The organism is Alphaproteobacteria bacterium, from assembly GCA_039980135.1.
GTDB lineage: Bacteria > Pseudomonadota > Alphaproteobacteria > UBA6615 > UBA6615 > UBA8079.
In genome coordinates this window covers 1-18,803 of sequence record JBDXCV010000014.1, presented here as the reverse complement: position 1 = coordinate 18,803, position 18,803 = coordinate 1, and the positions used below count along the sequence as shown (strand labels likewise).

The following is an 18,803-nucleotide window of genomic DNA, read 5'->3' as shown; positions in this document are numbered from 1 at the left end:
CTGTTCATGGTCGTGGTCGTGATCGGCATCATCCGCGCGCATAACTTGTTCGCCGTGGTGATCCTGGGCGGCGCCTACAGCTTCCTGCTGGCCACTGTCATGGTGGTCCTGGACGCGGTCGATGTTGCGATGACAGAAGCCGCGGTCGGGGCAGGGATGTCGACCGTGCTCCTGCTTGCCGTGCTGCATCTGACCCGGACCCGCGAGGCGCCACTGCGCCATGCGCCGGCCATCCCGTTGCTGGTGTGTCTGCTGACGGGCGGCGCGCTGGTCTACGGCACTCTCGACTTGCCGCCGTTCGGCCGCGCCGACAATCCGCAAAACCAGCATGTCGCGCCTTATTACCTCGAGAACGCCGAGAAAGAGACGAAGTCCCCGAACGTCGTGACGGCCGTCCTGGCCAGCTATCGTGGTTACGACACGCTGGGCGAGGTGACGGTGATCTTTACTGCCGGTATCGGGGTGCTGATCCTGCTGTCGCGACGCCGTCGACGCGACATGATCGTCAAGGATGAGGGGCGCTCTAAAGATGTTGCGTGATACCGTCATCCTCCGCGTTGTCGTGAAGTTGCTTCTGCCGGCGATCCTGATTTTTGCGCTCTATGTCCAGTTTCATGGCGACTATGGACCCGGCGGTGGTTTCCAGGCTGGCGTGGCGGCGGCAGCGGCGATCATCCTGTACGGGATGGTGTTCGGCATCGATGAGGCTCAAAAGGTCGTGCCGCGGCCGATCGTCAACACGATGATCCCGCTCGGTGTCCTGATCTTTGCCGGAACCGGCGTTGCCAGCCTCCTGCTCGGGGAAAACTACCTCGATTATTCACCCCTCGGCAGCAAGCCGGTGAAGGGCCAGCATCTGGGGATTCTGATCGTGGAAGCGGGGGTCTTCATCACCGTTGCGTCGACCATGCTGGCAATTTTCTATGTCTTCGGCGGTCGCGCCGACGAGGCGGATGAAAAGGAAGGCGAGGGATGAACCAAATCCTCGCAGACCTGAACTACTGGGTGACGATCTTCCTGCTGATTGGCGGCCTCTACATCATCGTGGCCCACGGCAACATGGTCAAAAAGCTGGTGGGCCTGAGCATATTCCAGACGTCCGTCTATTTGCTGTTCATCTCGCCAGGCAAGGTCCTCGGCGGCACCGCGCCGATCATTGCGCCAGGGTTCGATCTCTATTCAAACCCATTACCCCATGTGCTGATCCTCACCGCGATCGTGGTCGGTGTGGCGACCATAGCGCTGGGACTGGCGCTGGTCGTCCGTATTCACGAGGCCTATGGCACGATTGAGGACGACGAAGTCCAAGAGATGGAGGCCGACTGATGCTGGCTCAGCATTTGCCCGCTCTCCAGGTCGTCATACCGCTGTTGGCCGCGCCGCTGTGTGCGCTGTTCCGACGTGGATTCATCGGTTGGCTGATCGCGGTTGCCGCGAACTGGCTGGCGTTCGCTGCGTCGATCGGTTTGCTGTTCAGAGTCCTGAATGAAGGCGTGGTCTCATATGCTATGGGCGGCTGGGCGCCGCCGATCGGCATCGAGTATCGCGTCGATCTGATCAACGTGTTCGTGCTTCTGGTTGTCTCGGGTGTTGGGGCCGCGATCATCCCGTTCGCGCGCGCCGGCACGGCGGCACGCTTCAACGATACGGACCAAGCCTGGTTCTACGCCATGTATCTGCTGGCGCTGACCGGGTTGCTCGGCGTAACGATCACGGGCGATGCGTTCAACATCTTCGTATTTCTCGAGATTTCGTCGCTCGCGAGTTACGTGATGATTGCCATGGGCCGGGATCGCCGCGCCCTGACGGCCGCCTACCAGTATCTGATCATGGGTACGGTGGGGGCTACCTTCATCGTCATTGGCATCGGTCTGTTATGGGCGATGACCGGTACGCTGAATCTGGCCGATCTGGCGCAGCGCATTCCCGAAATCAACCACACGCGTCCGGTATTGGTGGCGCTGGCTTTTCTGACGGTTGGAATCTCGCTGAAGCTGGCCTTGTTCCCGCTGCACCTGTGGTTGCCGAACGCCTATGCCTACGCGCCCGCGGTGGCCAGCGCATTTCTCGCCGGTACAGCGACGAAAGTGGCGATCTATCTGCTCCTGCGATTCTTCTACACGGTGTTCGGTGGCGGCGGATTTTTCGCCACGACTCCGCTCCCCGAGATGTTCCTGGTGTTGTCGGTCGTGGCGATGTTTGCCGCCTCCACGGTTGCGATATTCCAGGATGATGTGAAGCGCATGTTCGCCTATTCGAGTGTGGCTCAGATCGGGTTCATTACTCTGGGAATCAGTTTTGTGAGCGAAGCAGGCCTGACGGCCGCCGCGACCCATCTGATCAACCACGCGATCATGAAGGCGGGGATATTCATGCTGCTCGGTGCGGTCATGTTCAAGCTTGCCTCTGTGAAGCTGGAAGACATGGCCGGCATCGGTCGCAAGATGCCGTTCACGATGGCGGGAATCGTGATCCTCGGGCTGGGCCTTATCGGTACGCCGGGCACTTCGGGCTTCATCTCGAAATGGTGGATCGTGCTGGCCGCACTGGAAAAGGATCAGTGGTGGCTGGTCGCGCTGATCCTGATCGCATCGCTGATCACCATGCTCTACGTGGGCCGGATCGTGGAAGTCGCGTACTTCCGCGAACCCAGCGCGAAGGTAGCGAATGTCAGTGAGGCGCCGCTGTCGATGCTGATTCCGGCCTATGTACTGGTCGCGGCGACAATTTACTTCGGGCTCGATACCCAATGGTCGGTTGGCCTTGCGCAGCGCGCAGCGGCTGACCTTTTGGCCGGAATCTACTGAGGCTTGGACGTTGGAATCCGCTGATCACATTCTGCTCGCGTTGCTGATCCCCACGGTGGGGGCATTGCTCATCGTGCTGACGCGCCGCAACCCGAATTTGCGCGAAGCCGTCACCCTCGTGATCGCGGGGATGCTGTTCGTGAATGTATTGCAGTTGCTGCCGGTGGTCCTCGCGGGCGGGCGTCCGGACCTTTTCGGTTTCGCGGTGACGCCGGGCCTCGAGGTTGCGTTCCGGATCGAACCGCTAGGCATATTGTTCGGGCTGATCGCATCATTTCTGTGGATCGTGAATTCCTTCTATTCGATCGGCTATATGCGCGGGAACAAGGAACCGCGGCAGACCCAGTTTTATGTGGCGTTCGCCGTTGCCCTGGCGGCGGCACTGGGAATCGCATTTTCCGCGAACCTGTTCACATTGTTCCTGTTCTACGAAATTCTGACCCTGAGCACCTATCCGCTGGTGGCCCATCACGGCGATGCAAAGGCGCGTCGCGGTGCGCGAATCTATCTGATAATCCTGCTGGGCACGTCGATTGTATTCTTCATTCCGGCTCTGGTCTGGACGCTCGCAATTGCGGGAACCCTCGACTTTACGCCCGGCGGAATCCTCGCCGGCAAGGCAAGCGGCCTAACGACCGGATTGCTGCTCGCGCTGTTTGCCTTTGGCATTGGCAAGGCGGCATTGATGCCGGTCCATAAATGGTTGCCCAACGCCATGGTGGCACCGACGCCGGTGAGCGCATTGCTGCATGCGGTGGCCGTCGTGAAAGCGGGCGTGTTCACGATCCTCAAGGTCTCGGTCTACATCTTCGGATCCGACCATCTGCTGGCGACCGGCGCGTCGGAGTGGCTGATTTATCTGGCGACTTTCTCACTTCTTGCCGCCTCGGTGATCGCGCTTACCAAAGATAATCTGAAAGCGCGGCTCGCCTATTCGACAGTCAGCCAGCTCGGCTACATCGTGCTTGGCGCGGCAATCGCGACCCCGCTGGCGTTGGTCGGTGCGGGCATGCACATCCTGATGCACGCCTTCGGCAAGATCACGCTGTTCTTCGTCGCCGGTGCGATTCACACTGCGACCCACAAGACTGAGATCAGTCAGCTCAACGGGATTGGCCGTGCGATGCCGTTCACGATGGGGGCGTTCTTCATCGGGGCGTTGTCGATCATCGGACTGCCGCCGCTGGGCGGGGCCTGGTCCAAGCTCTACATCGCGCTGGGCGGCATGGACGGCGACTACTGGTTCGTCGTCGCCGCGCTGATGATCAGTTCCGTGCTCAATGTTGCGTATCTGATGCCGATCGTTGTGCGGGCCTTCTTCCGGCCGCCGGACGCGGACGAACATGGGCATGGTCACGCACCCGCTGCGGAATCCGACGGCTTTTGGGCGCGGATATCTGAAGCGCCCATGTTGTGCGTGGTGCCGCTGATGTTCACGGCGTTCGCCTGTTTCATTCTGTTCTTCGCACCTGATGCGGTCGAAGGGCTGCTTCAGGGCATGCTGGAGGTGCCGCGATGACCGATCGTCCGGAAACTGAGGTCCCCATGGCGACGCCCGACGAGGCCCCAAGGTGGCTCGACAGCAAGGCCAACGTTACCAAGGTTGCCTGGACGCTATATATCGTTTGCGCGATCGCGGTCCTGCTTGATTTCGTGATTCACCGGCATGGCGAAGCCGGCTTTGACGAGACGTTCGGATTCTACGGTGCGTACGGCTTTGTCGGTAGCGTCCTGTTGGTGATCGTGGCCAAGGAAATCCTGCGTCGCATCGTGAAGCGGCCCGAGGATTATTACGATGATTGAGTTCCCGCCAGGCCTTCTGCTGATCCTCGGCGCCTTGCCGGTGCCGTTCCTGCGCGGCTGGCTGCGCGGAATCTGGATGCTGGCCCTGCCTGTCGCGGCTTTCGCGCTGCTCTACAGCCTGCCGGACGGCAATCACTACCCGATCACGGCCTTCGGGCAGGAACTGGAACTCCTGCGCGTCGACGCCCTGTCACGGGTGTTCGGCTACGTGTTCATCATCGCCATTTTTCTCGGTGTTATCTATTCACTCCATGTCCGCGCGGTGGAGGAGCATGTCTCCGGGCTGATCTACGCCGGTGCGGCGATCGGCGCTGTCTTTGTCGGCGATCTGGTGTCGCTGTTCGTTTACTGGGAGCTGACGGCCATCGCCTCGGTTTTCCTGATCCTGGCGCGGCGCACTCCCGAGGCGCTCGCGGCGAGCATGCGCTACCTGATCATTCAGGTCGGCTCGGGTGTTCTCCTGCTTGCCGGGTTGATCGTGCGCTGGCACGAGACCGGCTCGATCGAGTTCGGACATATCGGCATCGACGAAGCCGGCGGCGTGCTGATCCTGCTGGCCTTCGGGATCAAGGCGGCGTTCCCGCTGCTCCACAACTGGCTGCAGGACGCCTATCCCCAGGCAACACCGACCGGCACGGTGCTGCTGTCGGCCTTTACCACCAAGCTTGCAATCTATGCGTTGGCGCGCGGATACGCCGGCACTGAAGAGCTGATCTGGATCGGTGTCACCATGACCGCGTTCCCGATCTTCTTTGCGGTGATCGAGAACGACCTGCGCAAGGTGCTGGCCTACAGCCTGAACAACCAGCTGGGTTTCATGGTGGTCGGGGTGGGGATCGGCACCGAGCTGGCGCTGAACGGTGCGGCCGCACACGCCTTCACGCACATTATCTACAAATCGCTCCTGTTCATGTCGATGGGCGCGGTGCTGCATCGCGTCGGGACCACGCTGGCCACAGAACTGGGTGGGCTCTACAAGACGATGCCCTTCACCACGGTGTTCTGCATTATCGGTGGCGCGTCGATTTCGGCGTTTCCGTTGTTCAGCGGTTTTGTCAGCAAATCGATGATTTTGTCCGCCGCCGCCCACGAAGGATATTACTTCACCTGGCTGGTCCTTTTGTTTGCGTCCGCCGGCGTGTTTCATCATTCGGGAATCAAGATCCCGTTCTTCGCGTTTTTTGCCCATGATTCCGGCAAGCGGCCGAAGGAAGCACCGCTCAACATGCTGATCGCCATGGGGTTTGCATCAATTCTCTGCATCGGCATCGGTGTGTGGCCTTCCGCGCTGTATGCAATTTTGCCGTTTGAGGTGGATTTCATTCCCTACACGGATTCCCACGTGCTCTCACAGGTGCAGTTGCTGTTCTTCTCGGCGCTGGCCTTCACGGTGTTGATGCGTACGGGGCTATATCCGCCTGAGCTGCGCTGTACCAACCTGGATACGGATTGGCTCTACCGGCGTCTGGCGCGCGACATCCTGCGCCGGCTCACGCAGGCTGGCGGGTTGATCCAGGCCCGCTTCTATGGGGCTGTAAACCGTCGTGCCCAGCGATTCCTGGAGCAGCTTTACCGCCACCACGGCCCACAGGGTGTTTTGGCGCGGACCTGGCCTACGGGCAGCATGGTTCTGTGGGTCGCGTTACTGCTGTTTGCCTATCTGTTCCTGTACTTCGTCGATATTTTCTAGGTCAAAAGCGCCGCCGATCTGGTTTTCGCGGTGATCTAGGCCTAAATCATCGCCTCATGGCAGCCCACAGACGTACTTCCGAACCGGTAATCGAGACCCCCGCACGGCGTTCGGGCGCGGAATTGCGCGCGATCCGTGCGTTGGCGCCCTATATGTGGCCGAAAGGCCAGGTCGAGATGCGGGTCCGCGTGGCCATCGCCATGGTGCTTCTCGTGGCGGCCAAGGTGGCCACCGTTGCCGTGCCGGCGGTCTTCGGCAAGGCTGTGGACGCGCTGGAGGCCGATGCGACGGGTGCGGCCATTGCAGTCCCGGTGTCGCTCCTGATCGGGTACGGCCTGCTCAGGGTCGGCCAACAGGCATTCGCGGAACTGCGTGACTTCGTGTTCGCCAAAGTCGGTCAACGGGCCATTCGGTCTATCGCGCTGCGGGTCTTCAAGCATCTGCACGCGCTCGCGCTGCGATTTCATATGGACCGCCAGACCGGCGGCCTCAGCCGCGCCATCGAGCGCGGGATCAAGGGCATCGATTTCCTGCTCCGCTTCATGCTGTTCAACATCCTGCCGACCCTGGTCGAAATCGGATTGGTGTGCGGCATTCTGTGGTCGCTGTTCGGCTTCATATTCAGCCTGATCACCTTCGTGACGGTGGTGATCTACATCATCTTTACGCTGTCCTTCACCGAGTGGCGCCTGAAATACCGTCGCGCCATGAACGACAGCGACAGCGAGGCCAATACCAAGGCGATCGACAGTCTGCTGAACTTCGAAACGGTCAAATATTTCGGCAACGAGGCGCATGAGGCGCAGCGCTACGACGTCTCGATGCAGCGTTACGAGAAGGCAGCGGTCAAAAGCCTGACCACATTGTCCCTGCTCAATGTCGGGCAGGGCCTCATCATGGCGCTTGGCATGACGATCCTCCTCGTCCTGTCGGGCTTTCAGGTGGCCGACGGCACGATGACGATCGGCGCTTTCACGGCCGTTAACCTTTACATGATGCAATTGTTCCAACCCCTTAATTTTCTTGGGTTTGTCTACCGGGAAATCAAACAATCCCTGGTCGACATGGAACAGATGTTCGGGCTACTCGAAGAGAATCGCGAGGTCGAGGACTCGGCCGATGCGCAGCCGCTTGCCGTCGGCGACGGGGTAGTCCGTTTCGATCATGTCTCGTTCCGTTATGACCCGCGACGCGCGGTCCTGAAGGATGTGAGTTTTGATGTGCCGGCGGGCAGCACTGTCGCCATTGTGGGCGCGTCGGGCGCGGGAAAATCGACCATCTCGCGCCTGTTGTTCCGCTTCTACGATGTGGAAGCGGGGTCAATCAGCATCGACGGGCAGGATATCCGGACCGTGACCCAGCAGAGTCTGCGTGCGGCGATCGGGATCGTCCCTCAGGACACGGTGCTGTTCAACGATTCCGTCTTCTACAACATCCAGTATGGCCGCCCGACGGCCAGCCCGGCCGAAGTGGAGGAGGCCGCGCGGCTCGCCCAGGTCCATGATTTCGTCATGAGCCTGCCCGACGGCTACAACACGCGGGTCGGCGAACGCGGACTCAAGCTCTCGGGCGGCGAGAAACAGCGCGTCGCCATCGCCCGCACGATCCTTAAAAGCCCGAAAATACTGCTGTTCGACGAGGCTACGTCAGCGCTCGATACCCATACCGAACGGGGAATCCAGGCCGCTTTGGAACAAGTTTCGGCTGATCGGACCGCACTCGTCATCGCCCACAGGCTTTCAACCGTGGTGAACGCGGACGAGATCATCGTACTCGACGACGGCACCATCATCGAACGCGGTCGTCACGATGAATTGCTGGCCCAGGATGGCGCCTACGCCGAACTCTGGCGTCGCCAGCAGGCCGCGGCCCTGCGGGAAGAAGAAACCGCGTCGGATATGGCCGACGGCGTCTTCATTCCCGCACCGGCCGAACAGACCTAGCGCAGCTCTACGGCGTAGGTTTCTACCGGCGGGATGGTCTCGATGAGGCCGCGACCCTTCAGGAATTCGGCGAAACGATCATAGCGGCCCCGGTCCAGGGCGGCCGGGCGTAGCGCGAAGCGGGGCAGCGTATCGCGCCAGGCCCGGCGGTTCAGCTCGTCGTCCAGATCCTTGCGGTCCTTGATGAACAGCTCCCAGGCCTCGTCAGGCCGGTTGATCATGAACTGGGTGGCTGCCTCGATGGCATCCAGGAACGCCGCGAAAGCCGGCTCCGACAGGCGGTCGTTCTTGGCGACGATAATCAGCTCGTCATAGGCGGGGACGCCTTCTTCCTCGAGGAAAAACGCGCGGCCCGGCCGGCCGTTGATATCCATCTGGTTGAGCTCGAAGTTCCGGTAGGCGCCGATGACGGCGTCGACCTGACCGCTCATCAGGGACGGCGAAAGCGAGAAATTGACATTCACGAGTTCCACATCGTCGAGGTTGAGCCCGTGTTTGGCCAGCATTGCGCCGAGCAGCGCGTCTTCGAAACCGCCCACGGAGAATCCGACCTTGCGGCCTTTCAGGTCCGCGATCGAGGTGATTGGCCCATCCGCCAGCACGACCAGCGAGGCGAGCGGCGTTGCGACGAGGGTGCCGATCCGCGCCAGCGGCAGACCCTGAGCGACCTGCAGGTGGAGCTGGGGCTGGTAGGAGATCGCAAGGTCGGCACGGCCCGCCGCGACGAGCTTGGGCGGGTCGTTCGGATCGGCGGGCGCGATCAGTTCAACCTCGATACCCCGTTTCTCGAACTCGCCGCGCTCGAGCGCAACAAATAGCGGCCCGTGGTCCGGATTGACGAACCAGTCGAGCATCACCGTGATCTTGTCGGCCGCCGCCGCCTGACCCATGTTGAGAAATAGGATGAGGAAGAATGATAATATGAGATTTTTCATATGCATAAGCCCTGTTTCTAATGTTGATTCGAAGTCGTGGGGTCAACGTCGGCTTGCCAGGAGATCAGTCGGCGAAGTGCCGCATCGATGAGGAAGTAGATCGTGACCGCAAGCAATGCGAGGACGAGAAGGGCGGCGAACATGGCGTCCGTCTGGACCCGCCCGTTCATCAGCAGCATGTAATAGCCGAGCCCGGCCGACGAGCCGACCCATTCGCCGACCACCGCACCGATAGGGGCCACGGCAGCGGCAACACGCAGGCCCGATGCGAAGGCGGGTAGCGCTGCGGGGATTCGGATTTGCCGCAGGATGGCGGCCTTGGATGCACCCATCGTCCGGGCCAGATCGACCCAGCCAGGCTCGGTCCGCCGCAACCCGTCATAGAAGGCAGCGGTGACCGGGAAATAGATGATGAGGGTCGCCATCGCGACCTTGGGGGTGATCCCGTAGCCGAACCACAAGACCAGCACCGGCGCGAGCGCGAATACCGGGACGGCCTGGGACACCACAAGTATGGGCAATACCCAGGCGCGCGCACGGCGGAAATAGGCCATGACGAGCGCGCTGGTCGTTCCCAGAAGCGTGCCGAACAGGAGACCCAGGAGTATTTCGCTCAGGGTCACAAGCGCATGGCCGGCGATCGTATCGGCGCGTTCCACGGCCACGTCTATCACGGCGAGTGGCCCGGGAAGGATGAACGGTGCAATCGCAAAGCCGCTGACGGCGGCCTGCCATATCGCCAGTATCCCGATGAAAACGATGGCCGGGCGAAGATAGTTCAAGCCACGTCTCCGGTGGTCTGGGCCGTGTTGCCGGTCAGGCGTTGCATGATCCGGTGGTGTGAATCCCGCAATGCGGGGTCCGTCGGGTCACGTGGCGCCAATCCGGGGGGGACGATGGACGCGTCGGCGGGTTGCATGCCGCCGGTCAGGACGAAAATGCCGTCGGCCAGTCGCAGGGCCTCGAACGGGTCATGGGTCACCATCAACACCGTGCGGTTGACGAGCAGCTCCACGGCGAGGTCCTGCAGACGCGTGCGCGTGATGGCATCCAGCGCAGAGAACGGCTCGTCCATGAGCACGATCGGCCGTTCCTCCATCAGGGTCCGTGCCAGGGCGACACGCTGGCGCTCGCCGCCGGACAATTCCGAAGGCAGCGCATTCGCCCGCCCCGCGACACCCGCACGGTCCAGAATATCGAGAGTGCGCGCGCGATTAGCGCGTTCGCCGCGAAGGCGCGCGCCCAGTGCCACGTTTTCGGCCGCACTCAGCCAGGGCAGCAGCAAATCCTGCTGTGCCATGTACGCAACCCGGTTTTCAAGCCGCGAGCCGTCATGCGCCCGGATCTCGGTCGGGGCGGCAGGCTCGATGAGCCCGGCGATGACGCGGAGCAGGGTGGATTTGCCGACGCCGCTTTCGCCCAGCAGGCATGTCCACGAACCCGCCGGTGCGGAGAATGAAAACCCGTCCAGAAAAACGGTGTCGCCCCAGGAGAGCCGGGCGTTGCGAACATTGAGCCCCAGCATTTCCGCGGTCGCTGGATCGTTCAGGTCGGTTGGAGTCACGTCCACGTCCCTCCGCCGGTGCTAACCGGATCAGGTTCCAAGGGTCGTCCCGCACAATGCGAGACCTCTCAGCCGCAATGGCTCCCCGTGTGGTGATGTTCAATATGAAGTGTGCGGGTGCGAAAGGTCAACGCTCCCGATTGCCAAGAACGTCTCGCCACGGTAGGAAAATTCCATGAACCAAACTGCGCGCGCCCGCACACCAGCCCCAATTCGCAGGCTCGCCCGACCGCTGTTCATCGGCAACGATATCTACAGGCGGTCCAATTTCGGCCCGAAACACCCGCTTTCCGTAGCCCGGGTGCCCGCGACCATCGACCTGTGCCGGGCCATGGGCTGGTTGCCCGACAACGCCTATATCGAGAGTGCTGCGGCGAGCCCCGCCGAAATTGTGCGATTCCACGACCCGGATTACCTGCATGCGTTGCGCCGGGGTGAGCGTTTGCTCGAATTGTCGGCTGCGGACCGCGAACGCTACAATCTGGGTCGCCTCGAGAATCCGATCCACGACACCATGTACAGCCGTCCCGCGACGTCGGCAGGCGCGGTGCTGGCGGGGGCGGAGTTGCTCGGCTCGGTCGATTCCGGGATCGTATACAGTCCGGCAGGCGGAACCCATCACGGCCGCCCGGATCGGGCGAGCGGTTTCTGCTATTTCAACGACCTGGCCCTGGGGTTGCTGCGTTTGAAGGATCTCGGATTCACGCGAATTCTGTACCTCGATTTCGACGCCCACCATGGAGACGGCGTACAGGACGCGTTTGCCGGTGACCCGGGCGTGTTTACGCTTTCGATCCATGAGGAACGCCGCTGGCCTTTCACCGGCGGCCTGGATGACGATGCGGGCGGCACCGCCTGCAATATTCCGGTGCCGCGCGGCTTACGCGATTCCGAGTTCGATTTGATCATCGAGGAGATTGTCATGCCGATCGGACAACGTTACGGCGCCGAGGTCGTGGTCCTGCAATGCGGCGCCGATGCGTTGGCGGACGACCCGCTAAGCCGGATGGAATTGAGCAACCGGGCGATCTGGCGGGCCGTCTCAAGGGTGGCAAGCCTCGCGCCGCGGATGCTCGTAACCGGGGGCGGGGGGTACAATCCCTGGAGTGTCGCGCGGTGTTGGTCCGGTGTGTGGGCGGTATTGAACGGATTTGAGATTCCCGACGTGCTCGATGGGGCATCGCGTTTGGTTTTGGCCGGGCTTGAATGGAATCGCGCGGGGGGACGAAATCCGCCGGCGCACTGGTTCGAAAGTATTGCCGATTTGCCCGGACAGGGCGCCGTTCGGGCGCCGGTTCGCGCGCTTGTGGAGAGGGCCTACAACATGCAATTGAGAAAGTCGACGAACGGGTAATACGATGTTGAAAATAAATAATATATACCGGGCAGGTAATACGGTAATACCGCTACTATTCGTTCTCTTTTTGTACGCTCCCGCACTCGCGCAGGACGATGTGGCGTTCGACCGTTCGACCCTCAAAATCGAGACGGTCGAAGCCGTGCACAATTTCGAAATTGAGATCGCAACAAATGATGAACAGCGGGCCCGGGGGCTGATGTTTCGCAACGAAATGGCGCCGGATGCTGGGATGCTGTTTATCTATCGCCGCGACCGTGTTCTGTCCATGTGGATGGCGAATACCTACCTTCCGCTGGATATGCTTTTCATCGCTTCTGATGGCCGTATCGTTCGGATCGCCGAAAACACCATTCCACTGTCGCGAACGACGATCTCGTCGCGCAAGCGTGCGCGCGCGGTGCTGGAGCTCAACGCCGGGACCGCCCGACGCCTCGGCATCAACGTCGGCGACAGAGTTGTCCATGACGGACTGCCGGGCCAGTAGGGGCCGGGAATCCGTTAAATTCGCGATCCAGCCTTGATCGGCTGCAGCGGTTCCCAATGTTCCCCCGCGGCGACGATACAAGCCAGGCCGTCCGGCATGGTGATGATGATCGACCAGGTTGTTCCTGCGGAATCGGTAAGCACTTCCACCACACCGCCGTTGTTCGCGAGCCCGATGGCGACCGGCGCCTCGCTATACTTCTTGGCTAAATGGGTGAGGGCGCTCGCGCGATCGGTGCACGAACGATTTGGCTGGGCTGCTTCTGCAATGTTGCTTCCTGCAACGACCGACAGGACCAGCCCAGCGAACAGGCTCTTTGTCCCAAACATGTCAGTCTCCTTACGGTCAGGAATGCCGGATAATCCGACATCGCACCTCTGACGCTAGAGAGATGTGATTAAAACTTACTGAATTTACAATGTATTAACGGTTAGGGAGAATGATCCCCGGTTTTATCCGGATGATGTCGGCACGGCCGGTGAGTTGCGCGGTTCGGTAGTGGTCACGACAATCGCGGTGATCAAAAGGGCCACGCCGATGACGATGCGAAAGGTGATCGGTTCGGAGAGAATCCAGGCACCCAGAAGCAGGGCGGTAACAGGATTGAGGCCAACCGTGATGGTGGCCTGGGTTGGGGTGATCAGTTGTAGGGAGCGCCCCCACAGGAAGTTCATGAACGCGGCGCCGGGTATGGCCAGCAGAAACATGATGAACCAGCCCCGGAGATCGAAATCGAGGGATCCCGAGAAGGGATGTCCGAACGCAACGGCCAATGCAAACAGGACCGCGCTGCCGATGACCATAGCGATCGAGACAACGGCGAGGCTGCCGTAGCGTGCGAAGTATCGCGTTGAAAACACATTGAAAACAGCTGCACACAGTATGGCCAGGAACATGAAGGCATCGCCTCGGATGGCCTGCGGCGCCGCGTCGGCTGCACTTTCTCCCAGGACGATCGAAGTGCCGGTTATGGCGATCGCGATCCCGACGAGTTTGCGCAATGTCAGCCGTTCGATCCGGAAGAGGGTGCCGATCAGAATCGTAACGAGCGGAAGTATGGCAAACATAAGCGCACCGCGGGCTGCGGTGGTGTCCTCGAGCGCCCGGGTCATGAAAAACGGGAAGCCCGAGAACATGATGATGCCGAACAGGGCGAGCCCGAGGAAGTCCCGCCTGGAAATATGCGGAATGCGGGCCGTTATCAGCAGGACCGCAAATAGGAAGATGGCGGCCAACCCGTAGCGGACGGACGCGAATGTGAGTGAATCCGACTGGGAAATGATCAGCCGGGTGAGCACGACGGTTACACCGCCGATCATCGTCGAAAGGCTCGCGAAGAGCACGCCCGTGACGACGGATGGAATGCGCATTTTGTTCGGATTCAAGGTAAATATTCTCAATATGCGACTAACAATTTGCGAAACAGTCGCGGGATAGAGCGGCGTTTTTTGAGCACCTTTCCATTAACTAACATTCATTCGCCCCGGTGCCAAAGAAGACAGTCTGCACGGTAGTCGTGTCTGCTCCGCTGTCTACGCATGGAGGTGGTTATGTGCGTCAGGAATGTTGTCCAAATTCTGCTAGGTTATTGATAATTTTATATAATTAATTTGGGAAAATAGTTTGAATCATCCCAGTGTATGATTAGAATATGCATGCTTTTTTGAGCAGCTTAGTGCCCGGGGGCGGGGGAGGCTACCGGACCGATGGCTCAAATGGATGGTTGGGCGTGTGCGTTTGCCCGGCTGTTCAACAGGTAGCAAGTGAACTGGTACGGTTTTTGCGTCTATACGCGCATACAGGCCGGTGTTTTTGGGGGCGTTCCCCGGGGACAATCCAGCTCAGTAACCCCGCAACGACCACGCGAAAAGGCGATGGGACATGGCACGCATTAACGGCTCCAACGGAAACGACTCCATCAACGGAACGCGCCGGAATGACGATATCCGGGCGAAGAAGGGCGACGATACTGTCAATGCCGGCGACGGCAATGACTACGTCGATGGAGGCGCCGGCAACGACTGGATCGACGGCGGTGCAGGGAACGACAAGCTCAAGGGCGGTGCCGGCAACGACACGCTGATCGGCGGCGCGGGCGCTGATCAGCTGTATGGTGGCAGCGGCGACGACGTCCTGATGGGCGACGGGCCGAATGTATATGCGGGCGGTTCGGGCTCGGGCCGGCGCAATGGCAGCGGTTCGGGCAGCGGCTCCGGTCACGGCTCCCATCATGGCTCGGGCCATGGCGGCAGCGGCAGCGGACATGTTTCGTTCAACGATTACCTGAATGGCGGTTCGGGCAACGATACCGTCCTCGGCCAGCTGGGTGATGACACGCTCAAGGGCGGTTCGGGCAACGATTTCCTCGACGGCGGCGTCGGTCGCGACCATGTCGATGGCGATAGCGGCGACGATGTCGGGCTGTTTGTCGGCGGCGAGAATGGTGGTCGCGTCGACTGGTATGACGGCGGCACCGGTTCGGACACGCTGGTCATCTCGTTGACATCGGCCCAGTTCGCCGATCCGGATATCTTCGCGGATCTCCAGGCGCTGGACGCGTTCATCGCGGCCAATGCCGACATTTCGACGGACAGCGGCGCCAAACAGACGTTCAGCAATCTAGGCATTCGTGTGCAGGACTGGGAAGACCTGACGGTTCTCGTCGATGGCGACGAAGTCAGCCTCGAGCTCGATCCGCTGTTCACCGAGCAGTCCGACACGGTTGATTTTGATGATGTCCAGGCGGGCACCTATGAAGACGGCACCCAGTATGACGCGCTTGGCAGCGACGATACGGTCACCATGGCATCCAGCCAGGGTGAGGCGAACCAGGCCGGCTACGATACCGATGTCATGTTCAATGCTGGCGCGGGCGATGATACCATCACGGGCCGCGGCCTCGACGACAAGATCGCCGGCGGCGCCGATGACGACACGATTTCGGGCAATGACGGCGAAGATCTGCTGATCGGTGACAATGCCGACGGGGGCACTTCGGAGACATTCTTTGCGACCGGTGGGGCGCAGGACTGGGATGATGCGGGCGTCACCTTGACGGCATATGATTTTGACGGCGACGAAGCCACGGTTACCTATGATGGTGACGGCGTCGGCGTCGCCGGCGGCAGCCCGGTCGGCAACCAGATCAATCATTCGTCCGATGGAACGTCCGAAGCGCTGGTCGCCACCTTCGATAGCCCGGCGACCGAAGCGACGGTCACGGTTTCGCGGATGTACGCAACCGAGAATGGCGGCGAGCAGGGCGCGTGGCAGGCATATGACGCCGGCGGCAATCTGGTGGGGTCCGGCGAATTCGGGCCCGAGATCACGGGCGGCGGCAATGTCGGCAGCTTCACCATCTCCGGTATCGGAGAGTTCAGCGAGATTCGTTTCTCCGGCCGTGAGTATGCCGACGGCACACCTCCGGGCGCGGGCGACAGCAGCGACTATTACGTCAAATCGATCGAATACACGACCGTTGATGGCGGCGAATATGGCGACGACAATATCGACGGCGGTGCCGGCGATGATCTGATCATTGGCGACAATGGAGATCTCGACTGTGTCGGGCACGACTGGCACTGGGAACATGGCGACACGAACAGCTCGTCCGCCGGCGGCAAGATCGAATCGGTTGATACGAGCATCGATACCGCTTCGCAAACCGTCTCCTTCACGATGGTTGTCAGCGACACAAATGGCAATGAATCCAATGGCTTCTCGCTCGCTCTTAATGACGGCGCGAACCCCAAGGGCCTCGGCGGTGAGCTCGCTCTGCTGTACTTCGACGCGAGCGGTTCGGAGCCTGTCCTCACGGCGTATGCTTATAACGGTGTGAATGCGCAGACGAGCTACTTTGACGGCTCTTCGGCGTCCGGCACCCAGGCGCCCGATCCGATCGCGTCTTCGTTGGCCGATCCGAGCTGGGTCCAGGATATTTCCTACGAGACGGACGCATCGGGTGATGTGCACACGTTCCACTTCACGATCGATGCGTCGGCGATCAACGGTCATGACCCGATGTATCCGGAAGCGGGCGGCTGGACCGGACTCGAATTCGGTGAGCAGCTCGGCATGTGGCTGCATCCGAACTCCGATATCGAAACTGCCTATGACAGCGAAGGCTTCCTCACCGAGTACTCGACGGAAGGCCATGGCTGGCTTGATGTCTCCTATCAGCAGACCGAGCAGGTCAAGGCGGCACCCGATGTGGAAGGTGGCGATGACGTCATTGACGGCGGCGAGGGTGACGATGTCGCGTACGGCCAGGGCGGCGACGATACGATCGTCGGCGGTGTTGGCGACGATGAGCTGTATGGCCAGTCGGGCAACGACATCATCGACGGCGATGCGCCGGCTTCGTTCGTGCTTGAGGATATTGCGAATAACGACGGCTGTTTCGACATCTCCGGTGCGTGTGACATCACGATCACCGCGGATTTTCTGAGTTCGCTGGCGGGTTACGACAACAGCTTCGGCTACTACCTGGCCGGCGCGGACGGCAACCCGGTCTCGGGCGAAATCATCTTCGCGGACGTCAAGAACTCCGGCCCCGGTGTGGGCGACGAAGTTACGATCTCGCTGGACAGCGACGCGCTTGACGGTGCTACGAAACTCGGCTTCTTCATTATCCCGAATGGCGAGAACCTCAATCCGGGTCTCGCCGACGGCGATGATGTCACCTTTGCCGAGAGCGGTGGCGACTGGACGGTCATTTCCGACGGATCGCCGCTGGCAGGCCAGGGCGCGGGTGTCTTCTTCTCGAACGAGAACCTGAATCCGGGTGGCTTCGACCATGAAGAAGATGTTGCCGTCGAGGGCAACCAGAACTGGGAAGACATCGTCAATGGCGGTGACGGCGACCATAACGACGTTAATCTGAACGTTACCGTTCAGGGTAACTTCTTCCGCAGCGGTATCGAATACGACGGCGCCGACGCGTCGGGCAGCGGCGCGGGCTCTGCATCGGGTCACGGTTCCGGTTCGGGCCATCACGGTCATGGTTCCGGCTCGGGTTCCGGGCATCACGGCCACGGTTCCGGCAGCGGGTCTGCGTCGGGCCATCATGGACATGGCAGCGGTTCGGGTTCCGGGCATCGCGGTTCGGGCAGCGGCTCGGCATCGGGCCGGAATGGTCGCGGCAGCGGCTCGGGTTCGGGCAGCCACGGCCACGGTTCGGCCAGCGGTTCGGGTCGTGGTTCCCATCGCGGTTCGGGTTCGGCCAGTGGCTCCCATCACGGATCACATCATGGTTCGGGCACGGGAACAGGCGCCGGTAGCGTCGATATCTCGTTCAACGATTACCTCGACGGTGGTGCCGGCGACGATATTCTCGATGGTAACCTCGGTGCCGACTTCGTCTACGGCAATGTCGGCAATGACACCGGCAAGTTCGTCGTGGGTGAGTATGGCGGACTCGACATCTATGACGGCGGCAAGGGTACGGACACGCTCCAGGTCTATGTGACATCCGAGCAGTTCGCCGATGCAACGATCCAGGCCGAACTCCAGGCGCTCCAGGCGTTCATCGATGCCAATTCCGATGCGTCGACCAATAGCGGCGCCGATGCGACGTTTACCGCTCTCGACCTCAATGTCGAAGATTGGGAAACGTTGGAAATCTTTGTTGATGGCAAGATCATCAACGACGACGAACTCGTTGATGCTATTGACGATTCCGGCTCGGTTGGTGAAGACGGCCCGGGCGTGATCATCGGTGTTCTCGACAATGACGACGCGCCCGATGGCGTGGGTTCGGTCACGATTGTTACCGGCCCGCCGTCCGGCACGGCCACGGTCAATCCTGACAACACCATCACCTTCGATCCGAACGGTGACTTCGAGTATCTTGCCGAAGGCGAGACCACCACCGTCACCTTCGTGTACGAGCTCGAAGATACGGACGGCGACACGGACCAGGCGACGGTCACGATCACCATCACGGGTACGAATGACGCGCCGGTTATCGGCATCGCCGACAACGCGGGCGCCGTGACCGAGATTTCGGATGGCGCGGCCGGTGAGAATGTCGATGATCTGACCGACACGGGTTCGGTCGCCTTCTCCGACAGCGATCTGAGCGATACGCACACGGTGTCGAGCGTTGACAACGGTGCGGGCTACATCGGTTCGTTTGCCACGGTCATCAGCGATCCGGCGACGGGTGACGGCACGGGTTCGATCGACTGGACCTTTACCGTCAACGATAGCCTCGTTG

General features: G+C 60.9%; 16 protein-coding genes and 1 riboswitch. Of the genes, 11 read left to right on the top strand and 5 right to left on the bottom strand.

The genetic code is table 11. The annotated features are described in order from the left end of the window. Window positions 1-6 precede the first annotated feature (6 nt). From ABJ363_17670 to ABJ363_17635, 8 genes are read left to right on the top strand one after another with little or no spacing between them, the layout of a single operon-like run. The gene (locus ABJ363_17670) at window positions 7-540 is read left to right on the top strand and encodes a DUF4040 domain-containing protein (protein MEP4380817.1); all 534 of its coding nucleotides are present in this window, start codon (window positions 7-9) and stop codon (window positions 538-540) included. Next, entirely contained in the window at window positions 530-976 is a 447-nt protein-coding gene (locus ABJ363_17665) for a Na(+)/H(+) antiporter subunit B (protein MEP4380816.1), read from the top strand. Before ABJ363_17670 ends, ABJ363_17665 begins: the two co-directional genes overlap by 11 nt. Continuing rightward, entirely contained in the window at window positions 973-1,326 is a 354-nt protein-coding gene (locus ABJ363_17660) for a cation:proton antiporter subunit C (GenBank protein MEP4380815.1), read from the top strand. The genes ABJ363_17665 and ABJ363_17660 overlap by 4 nt, the downstream gene beginning before the upstream one ends. Further along, window positions 1,326-2,807 carry a monovalent cation/H+ antiporter subunit D family protein gene (locus tag ABJ363_17655; GenBank protein MEP4380814.1) on the top strand — a complete coding sequence of 494 codons (1,482 nt, stop codon included), beginning with the start codon at window positions 1,326-1,328 and terminating at the stop codon, window positions 2,805-2,807. Before ABJ363_17660 ends, ABJ363_17655 begins: the two co-directional genes overlap by 1 nt. Window positions 2,808-2,817: 10 nt before the next feature. Further along, window positions 2,818-4,326 carry a monovalent cation/H+ antiporter subunit D family protein gene (locus ABJ363_17650; protein ID MEP4380813.1) on the top strand — a complete coding sequence of 503 codons (1,509 nt, stop codon included), beginning with the start codon at window positions 2,818-2,820 and terminating at the stop codon, window positions 4,324-4,326. Next, window positions 4,323-4,610: a hypothetical protein gene (locus ABJ363_17645; protein MEP4380812.1), complete on the top strand. Its 288-nt coding sequence runs from the start codon at window positions 4,323-4,325 to the stop codon at window positions 4,608-4,610. The genes ABJ363_17650 and ABJ363_17645 overlap by 4 nt, the downstream gene beginning before the upstream one ends. Continuing rightward, window positions 4,603-6,300, top strand: a complete 1,698-nt coding sequence (locus ABJ363_17640) for a Na(+)/H(+) antiporter subunit D (protein MEP4380811.1) — start codon at window positions 4,603-4,605, stop codon at window positions 6,298-6,300. The genes ABJ363_17645 and ABJ363_17640 overlap by 8 nt, the downstream gene beginning before the upstream one ends. A 56-nt stretch (window positions 6,301-6,356) precedes the next feature. Continuing rightward, window positions 6,357-8,243: an ABC transporter ATP-binding protein/permease gene (locus ABJ363_17635; protein ID MEP4380810.1), complete on the top strand. Its 1,887-nt coding sequence runs from the start codon at window positions 6,357-6,359 to the stop codon at window positions 8,241-8,243. On the opposite strand, the gene ABJ363_17630 is transcribed toward ABJ363_17635, so the two are convergent. The 3 genes from ABJ363_17630 to ABJ363_17620 form a co-directional block, all read right to left on the bottom strand. Beyond that, window positions 8,240-9,178 carry an ABC transporter substrate-binding protein gene (locus ABJ363_17630; protein ID MEP4380809.1) on the bottom strand — a complete coding sequence of 313 codons (939 nt, stop codon included), beginning with the start codon at window positions 9,176-9,178 and terminating at the stop codon, window positions 8,240-8,242. The genes ABJ363_17635 and ABJ363_17630 overlap by 4 nt on opposite strands. Before the next feature lie 17 nt (window positions 9,179-9,195). Next, window positions 9,196-9,960: an ABC transporter permease gene (locus ABJ363_17625; GenBank protein ID MEP4380808.1), complete on the bottom strand. Its 765-nt coding sequence runs from the start codon at window positions 9,958-9,960 to the stop codon at window positions 9,196-9,198. After that, window positions 9,957-10,742, bottom strand: a complete 786-nt coding sequence (locus ABJ363_17620; protein ID MEP4380807.1) for an ABC transporter ATP-binding protein — start codon at window positions 10,740-10,742, stop codon at window positions 9,957-9,959. Before ABJ363_17620 ends, ABJ363_17625 begins: the two co-directional genes overlap by 4 nt. Next, window positions 10,733-10,840, bottom strand: a riboswitch (TPP riboswitch). Its footprint overlaps the gene before it by 10 nt. Window positions 10,841-10,917: 77 nt before the next feature. Between ABJ363_17620 and ABJ363_17615 the strand changes: the two genes are divergently transcribed. After that, a complete protein-coding gene (locus ABJ363_17615; GenBank protein MEP4380806.1) occupies window positions 10,918-12,096 on the top strand; it encodes an acetoin utilization protein AcuC in 1,179 nt (392 codons plus the stop codon). A gap of 4 nt (window positions 12,097-12,100) precedes the next feature. After that, on the top strand, window positions 12,101-12,586 hold the full coding sequence (locus tag ABJ363_17610) for a DUF192 domain-containing protein (protein ID MEP4380805.1): 486 nt from the start codon (window positions 12,101-12,103) through the stop codon (window positions 12,584-12,586). 14 nt (window positions 12,587-12,600) lie between these two features. Here ABJ363_17610 and ABJ363_17605 read toward each other — a convergent pair whose 3' ends face one another. Together ABJ363_17605 and ABJ363_17600 are read right to left on the bottom strand one after the other, a co-directional pair. Next, complete coding sequence (locus tag ABJ363_17605) at window positions 12,601-12,915, bottom strand: hypothetical protein (protein MEP4380804.1); 315 nt, start codon at window positions 12,913-12,915, stop codon at window positions 12,601-12,603. Between the two features lie 123 nt (window positions 12,916-13,038). Continuing rightward, on the bottom strand, window positions 13,039-13,956 hold the full coding sequence (locus ABJ363_17600) for a DMT family transporter (protein MEP4380803.1): 918 nt from the start codon (window positions 13,954-13,956) through the stop codon (window positions 13,039-13,041). A gap of 511 nt (window positions 13,957-14,467) precedes the next feature. On the opposite strand from ABJ363_17600, the gene ABJ363_17595 reads away from it, so the two are divergent. Continuing rightward, the coding region (locus ABJ363_17595) for an Ig-like domain-containing protein (GenBank protein ID MEP4380802.1) at window positions 14,468-18,803 on the top strand (4,336 nt) is incomplete at its 3' end.